The sequence below is a fragment of the Hydrogenophaga sp. OTU3427 genome (assembly GCF_038440225.1).
GTDB lineage: Bacteria > Pseudomonadota > Gammaproteobacteria > Burkholderiales > Burkholderiaceae_C > Hydrogenophaga.
This window is the reverse complement of the sequence record NZ_JASATI010000052.1, coordinates 24,520-31,490: the sequence shown is the minus strand read 5'-3', so window position 1 is coordinate 31,490 and position 6,971 is coordinate 24,520. Positions and strand designations below refer to the sequence as shown.

5 protein-coding genes are annotated in these 6,971 nt (G+C 59.7%); 1 reads left to right on the top strand and 4 read right to left on the bottom strand.

Annotated elements, in window-relative coordinates:
* The 4 genes from AAHB17_RS21320 to AAHB17_RS21305 form a co-directional block, all read right to left on the bottom strand.
* The coding region (locus AAHB17_RS21320) for an SDR family NAD(P)-dependent oxidoreductase (protein WP_342132950.1) at window positions 1-388 on the bottom strand (388 nt) is incomplete at its 3' end.
* A gap of 42 nt (window positions 389-430) precedes the next feature.
* The gene (locus AAHB17_RS21315; protein ID WP_342132948.1) at window positions 431-3,499 is read right to left on the bottom strand and encodes an efflux RND transporter permease subunit; all 3,069 of its coding nucleotides are present in this window, start codon (window positions 3,497-3,499) and stop codon (window positions 431-433) included.
* Entirely contained in the window at window positions 3,496-4,611 is a 1,116-nt protein-coding gene (locus tag AAHB17_RS21310) for an efflux RND transporter periplasmic adaptor subunit (RefSeq protein ID WP_342132947.1), read from the bottom strand. Before AAHB17_RS21310 ends, AAHB17_RS21315 begins: the two co-directional genes overlap by 4 nt.
* Before the next feature lie 81 nt (window positions 4,612-4,692).
* Window positions 4,693-5,310: a TetR/AcrR family transcriptional regulator gene (locus tag AAHB17_RS21305; RefSeq protein ID WP_342132945.1), complete on the bottom strand. Its 618-nt coding sequence runs from the start codon at window positions 5,308-5,310 to the stop codon at window positions 4,693-4,695.
* 89 nt (window positions 5,311-5,399) lie between these two features.
* On the opposite strand from AAHB17_RS21305, the gene AAHB17_RS21300 reads away from it, so the two are divergent.
* Entirely contained in the window at window positions 5,400-6,863 is a 1,464-nt protein-coding gene (locus AAHB17_RS21300; protein ID WP_342132944.1) for a TolC family protein, read from the top strand.
* The last annotated feature ends 108 nt before the right edge of the window (window positions 6,864-6,971 follow it).

Genomic DNA, 6,971 nt, shown 5'->3' with positions numbered 1-6,971 from the left:
CGTTGATAATTCGACCAGAACGTTGCTCGCGCATGTGCGGCAGCACGGCCTTGATCATGCGCAGGAGGCCAAACAGGTTGGTGTCAAACAGCGTTTTGGCTTCGGCAATTGACGTTTCTTCTGCGGCGCCGAGCAGGGTGACCCCCGCACTGTTGACCAGCACGTCGATGCGTTTGGCTTGTTCGATGATGGCCTTTACGCCACGATCGATGGACGCCTCGTCACGAATATCCATATTTATGAGTTGAACGCCGGGTATAGGTTGTGATTTCGCCGTGTTGCGTACAGTGCCAAATACGCGACAACCATTCTCAGCGAACTGGATGGCGGTAGCGCGACCGATGCCCGATGAAACGCCGGTGACGACGACAACTATAGATTTCGACATGACGTGTCTTTATGTTGGGTGATTTTTCGAACGCGAGATTGATCAGGGCAATAAGGGGCTTGGTCTGATCTTGAACCAGATGGAGTACATGGCCGGCAGGAACACCAGGGTCAGCACCGTGCCTGCAAAGGTTCCCCCGATCAAGGTGTAGGCCAACGTTCCCCAGAAGACCGAATGGGTCAACGGAATAAAGGCGAGGATTGCAGCGAGCGCCGTCAGGATCACAGGGCGTGCGCGCTGAACTGTCGCTTCGACCACTGCCCGAAAGGGATCCAGTCCGGCCTGTTCGTTTTCACGAATTTGACCGATCAAGATCAGCGTGTTTCGCATCAGGATGCCCGACAGCGCAATCAAGCCAACCAGCGCATTGATACCGAACGGTTGCTGGAACACCAGCAAAGTTGGCACCACACCGATCAGGCCCAGCGGACTGGTCAGGAAGACCATCACCATAGCCGCAATCGATCGCACCTGCAAAATGATGATGAGCAAGGTGATGGCCAGCATGGTCGGGAATATGGGCAACATGGCGACCGTCGCTTTGCCTGATTCCTCGATGGAACCTGCCTCGACAATGCGGTAACCACTGGGCAGCTTGTCGATGATGGGCTGGAGTTGCTGGGTGATGGCCGTCGAGACGTCCGGTGGCTGCAAGCCTTCAGCGATGTCTCCTCGAACGGTGATCGTCGGCACGCGGTCTCGCCGGCGTATGACCGGTTCTTCCATCCGTACCTCGACTTTTCCGACGTGCGAGAGTGGTACGCGTTGCCCGTTGGCACCTGCCAGCGTGTAGTCCCCGATCTTGGCTGGATCAAATCGGTTGCTGCCTGCTGAGCGCGCCACAACCTGCACCGTGCGAATGTCTTCCCGGACAGTGGTGACTGGAATGCCGCTGAGCAGGAATTGCAGCTGTTGAGCCACGGAGCTGGAGGTCAGTCCAACGGCTTGCAGTCGGTCCTGCTGCAAGTTGAAATGCAGCGTGGGCACGCGCACCCCCCAGTCCGTGTTCACTGTGCGCATCATCGGGCTGGCGTCCAGGACTTTCTGTACATCGGAGGCCACGTTGCGCAAAACCTCAGGATCGGAGCCGGTGACGCGGTAGGCGACCGGGAATGGGGAATAGGGGCCAAACACCAACTGGGTAACGCGCAGGCGGGCTTCAGGCGCCATGCCGTCGGCGATGGCCTGCCGAAGCCTGTGTTTCAACGCTTCGCGTTCCTCCTGGCTGTCCGTGCGAACAACGACCTTCGCAAATGAGGGGTCAGGCAGTTCGGGGCCCATTGCAAGGAAGAAACGTGGTGCCCCTTGGCCGATATACGCGGTGACAGTCCTGGCTTCTTCTTGCTTGGCCAGCCAGGCTTCCACCTTGGCGGTGGCGACGCTGGTCTGGTTGATCGACGTCCCATAGGGCATCTGCACTTCCACCAATACCTCAGGTCGATCGGAAATCGGGAAAAACTGTTTTTTGACCGCTGCCATGCCAAGCACCGACACCACGAACAACCCCATCACCGAGCCAGCCACGACCCATTTGCGGGCAATGATGCGTCCCAGAAGCTGGCGAAAGCGGTTGTAGCGCGGCGTATCGTAGATTGCCACGTGGCCGCCTTCTTTCTTCTTGAAGTCGGGCAGCAGCTTGATCCCGAGGTACGGGGTGAAGACCACGGCCACTACCCACGAGGCGATGAGCGCGATGCCCACAATCCAGAACATGTTGCTGGTGTATTCGCCCGCTGTGGATCTGGCGAAGCCGTTGGGCATGAAGCCAACCGCCGTGACCAGCGTGCCCGATAGCATTGGCGCGGCGGTATGGCTCCAAGCGTAGGCGGCGGCGGCTATCCGGTCGTAGCCTTCTTCCATTTTGACCACCATCATCTCGATGGCGATGATGGCATCATCCACCAGAAGGCCGAGCGCCAGTATCAGTGAGCCCAGCGTGATGCGGTCGAAATTCTTGCCTGTGGCGAGCATCACCGCAAAAACAACGGCCAATGTCAACGGCACGGCCGCCGCTACCACGACGCCTACCCGCCAGCCCATGCTCACGAAGCTCACCAGCATGACCACCAACACGGCGGCAAGGAACTTGACCATGAACTCATCGACCGCTGAGCTGATATTGACTGCCTGATCGGTGACCTTGGTCAGACTCATGCCCAGTGGCTGCTCGGTGTTGATGGCGCTCACCTCGCCGTCCAAAGCCTTGCCCAGATCGAGGCCGTTCCATCCATCTCTCATGACAACACCCAACAGCAACGCGGGCTCACCGCCGCTGCGAATCATGAATGTTGCCGGATCCTCGTAGCCACGTCTCACGGTGGCTATGTCCGACAGTTTCAGCGTTCGACCTTGTGCCGTGACAGGGGTGTTTCGGATCTTCTGCAACTCGTCAAAGGCGCCATCGAGTCGAATGAAAACCTCCGGTCCCTTGGTTTCGATGGATCCGGCCGGCGTCAGGGCGTTCTGGCTGTTGAGCGCGGCAAAAACGTCATGCGGGCTGATGCCCAACGTTGCCAGTCGCTCGTGAGAGAACTCGACGTAGATTCGCTCCGACTGTTCACCAACGATATTGACCTTTTTGACGCCCGGGACGTGGAGCAATCGCTGGCGAAGCGTTTCCGCGTCGCGAACGAGTGCGCGCTGGGGTTCGTTCTTGGCCTTGAGGGCGTACAAGGCGAAGGTCACATCGGCGTATTCATCGTTGAGGAACGGCCCGATCACCCCGGGTGGCAGATTCCGCACTTCGTCCCCAACCTTTTTGCGGGCCTGGTAGAACTCATCCTGGACTTCGGCAGGCGGTGTGCTGTCCAACAAGGTCAGCGTGGTGAATGCCAGACCGGGACGGGTGTACGTTTCACTGCGGTCGTACCAGCGCAGCTCCTGCAGTCGCTTTTCGATTTTTTCAGCGACCTGGTCCTGCATCTCCTGCGCGGTTGCGCCGGGCCAAGCGGTGATGATCGTCATCACCTTGATCGTGAACGAAGGATCTTCGGCCCGACCCAACTTGAAGAAGGACATGACCCCGCCCATCGAGATCAGGATGATCAGGAAGAGGGTGATGGCGCGTTCGCGCACCGCGAGCGCCGACAGGTTGAATCGACCAGGACTCACGGGCGCACCCCCTTGGTTGCCGTGGCGACAGCCACGCCTGCCACGCGAACCTGCTCACCCTCCCGCAGCAGATGTGCACCGAGCGCGACTATCCGCTCGCCGGACTTGATCTGGCCCGTGACCTCTGCCCTGGCGTCATCAAGACGTTGCACGGTGACGGCCCGCCAGGATACCTTGGCCGGCTCGCCGTGGATAACCCACACACCCGTGCCTTTGCCCGCGTCGAACAACGAGCCTAACGGCACGTGCACGCCGTCCTGTTCTGAAGAATGCCCATTCGGAATGCGGACAATGGCTGTGGTACCCAGCGGCGCGCCGGACAGCTCCCCCTCCAGCACATACCGCGCCTCGAACGTGCGCGTGAGCTGATCCGCAACGTCGGAGAGCTGCCGCAGTCTGGCCTGAACCACCACTCCCTCCTTGCCAAACAACGTGGCTTGTGCCACCGATCCGATGGCGGGACGCAGGGTTTCCGGCAGATGGATCAACGCCTCGCGACGACCGGCGTGTGCCAGGCGAATCACGACCTGTCCGGCATTGACGACCTGTCCGGGTTCGGCCAGCGTTTCCATGACCACACCTTCGCCATCGGCCAGCAGCTCGGTGTAGCGGCTTGCATTGCGGGCAACTTCGGCTTGAGCTTCGGTGGCACTGAGCTGAGCTTTGGCGGCATCCGCAGCAGCCTTCACTTGATCGTAGGCAGACGCCGATATGGCGCCGGTTCCCCGCAGGTCGCGATAGCGAGCCTCATCTTCCGCCGTTTGTTGTGCCCGTGCCCGGGCGGCGGCGACCACGTCCTGTTGTGCATGTGCCGCCAGCTTCAGGTCGGCGGCGTCGATGCGCATGAGCAATTGGCCGCGTTTGACTGTCTGCCCGGCGTTCACCAACCTTTCCAGCACCTTGCCCGAGACGCGAAACCCCAGGTCACTTTGAACCCGGGCCGCTACGGTGCCTGTGTACGAGCTTGACGCAGCGGAGACGCTCTGAACGATTGCTGCGCGCACCAAGGGCGCTTCGGTGCGTGGGTCTGGGGGTGCTTTTTCGCCGCAAGCGACCAACGCCAATGGCAGGGCACAAATGGCGAGGGGAATGGCGAGTCGGAGCCGAGGCATGGAAGTCCCTTTGTTGGATTGATCGGGACCGCCATTGTTCTACAAGTGACTAAACAAGTCAATAGTCACAACTGGTTTTCATCAAGGCGACAGACTCCGGAGGATCAAGCTGGAGAGCTGGGCCGGCGCTTCCTCCGCGTGGTCGAAGCTGTGTTGCAGGATCAGCGGGTTCAGGTAAGGGCGCATCACCAGGTAGATCGCCACGGCGGTTTCGTCCAGCGGGGTCTTGCGCTCAAAGTCTCCGCTTTGGCGCCCCTGTTGCAGGATGTCCCTCAGCATCATCTGGATGCGTTCTTCGTAGGCGATGGTTGCTTGCCAGCGCTCGGTGGCCGCGGAGGCTGCGATCTCGAAGAGCTTGCGGTCCTGGAAAAACAGCCGAACGCTCGACTCAACAATGGCTTTAAACATGCGCCGCAGCTTCTCGGGCGGGTGGTCTGCCTGCTCAATGGCGGCACGGACTTCGGCCTCGATCTCGCCCAGGCAGTTGGCGCAGATCATCTCGCCAATGGCTTGTTTGGATTCAAAGAACTTATAGATGTACGCCTTGGAGAAGCCGATGACCTTGGCGAGGTCGGAGACGGTTGTTTTTTCGTAGCCGTAGCGACTGAAGTGCTCCGTAGCCGCAGTGACGATCTGTTTTCGAACATCGTGGTCGGCTGGGCCGCGTGTCGAGGCGGGGGACGTGTTGGGTTTTTTCATGGTGGGCAGCTTACGTCAGTCCAGAATACTAGACAACCAGTGACTATTTGGTATTATAGTCACTCCGCTGTTGCTCAAGGACACATCCTATGCTGCCCAAACTCACCTCCGTCACGGTCCTTGTGGCCAGCCTGTTAACTGGCTGTGCGGTTGGCCCTGACTATGCCCGGCCCGACATATCTTTGCCTGGGAAGTTTCAGGACCAGGGCGCTGCAGATCATCGGCTGATGCAGCCGGACGGAGACTTCGCTACGTGGTGGACACAGTTTGGCGATCCTCGGCTGACTCGGTTCGTGACGCTGGCGCTGGCGCAGAACCTGGACCTTGTTCAGGCATCCGCGCGCGCGAGCCAAGCCCGTTCCGGGCTTGGCGTGGCAAGCGCCGCTTTGTTGCCGTCGGGGGCAATCAGTGGCCAGGCTGCCAGAGCCTACCAGTCCATCGAAGCCCCGTTGGGGCAAGTTCTGAGCTCGACACCTGGATTCGACCGAAGCGGTAATTCCTATGAGGTAAATCTCGGCGCAAGTTGGGAGTTGGACGTGTTTGGTGGTCTTCGCAGGGGACGGGAGGCGGCACTCGCCGAGTACCAATCATCGGAAGCGGGCGCAGTCGCCACGCGACTGACCGTGGCGGCTCAAACTGCCGACATCTACATCTCAATCCGTGGACTGCAGTCCCGTCTTACCGTTGCTCGTCGACAGGTGCAGACGCAGCAGGAGCTGTTGTCGATGATCAAGCTCCTCAATGGCAAAGGTCTGGCCCCAGAGTTGCAAGTGCTGCAGGCCGAGGGTGCACTTGCACAAGTTCGAGCCGCCATTCCAGTGCTGGAGGCTGGCTTGGACGTGGCATTGAACGCCATGGACGTCATGCTGGGGGTGCCACCCGGAACGTACCGATCGGAATTGGTCGAGGCGGAAGACGTCCCGGCCGCTCCCAAGATAGCAGGCATTGGAACGCCGGGTGATTTGCTCCGGCGCAGGCCCGACCTGATCGCGGCGGAGCGTCGCCTAGCCGCATCGAACGCGCGCATTGGTGTCGCAATGGCCGAGTTCTACCCCAAGCTCTCGCTCAGCGGTCTGATCGGCAGCTCTACAACAATTTCTGGTGGAAACCTGATGACAAGCGGCGCCGGTCAGGTAGCTGGAATATTCGGTTTGCGCTGGAGACTTTTCGACTTCGGACGCATCAACGCGCAGATTGAGCAAGCGAAAGGACAGGAGGCCGAAATGTTGGCGGCCTATCGGCTGGCAGTCCTCCGAGCAACAGAGGACGTAGAAAATGCCTTGTTGGCCTTGGTCAAACGAGAAGAACAGGCCACTGTTCTGACTCAGGGCGTGGATTCACTTGGTCGCGCGCGAGGTGCTGCAGCAGCGGCGTATCAGAAGGGAGTCGTGAGTCTGATTGAAGTCTTGCAGGCGGACGACAACTTGTTGCGGGCAACCGATGCAAGGGTGCAAGCGAGAACAGAGTCCGCACGCGCAGCAGTTGCGGCATTCAGATCGCTAGGGGGAGGGTGGCATTCGTCTAGGCCGGAGGCTGTAGCCAAACTCGACTGAGCACCTGAAAATTTCGACAGGGGGAATGCTGAGCTCAAGAAGGAGTGAACCGCCCTGGATTTGAGGACGCTCCAGCTCTTGAGAAGATTGAGCCAGGAAAAAATCACC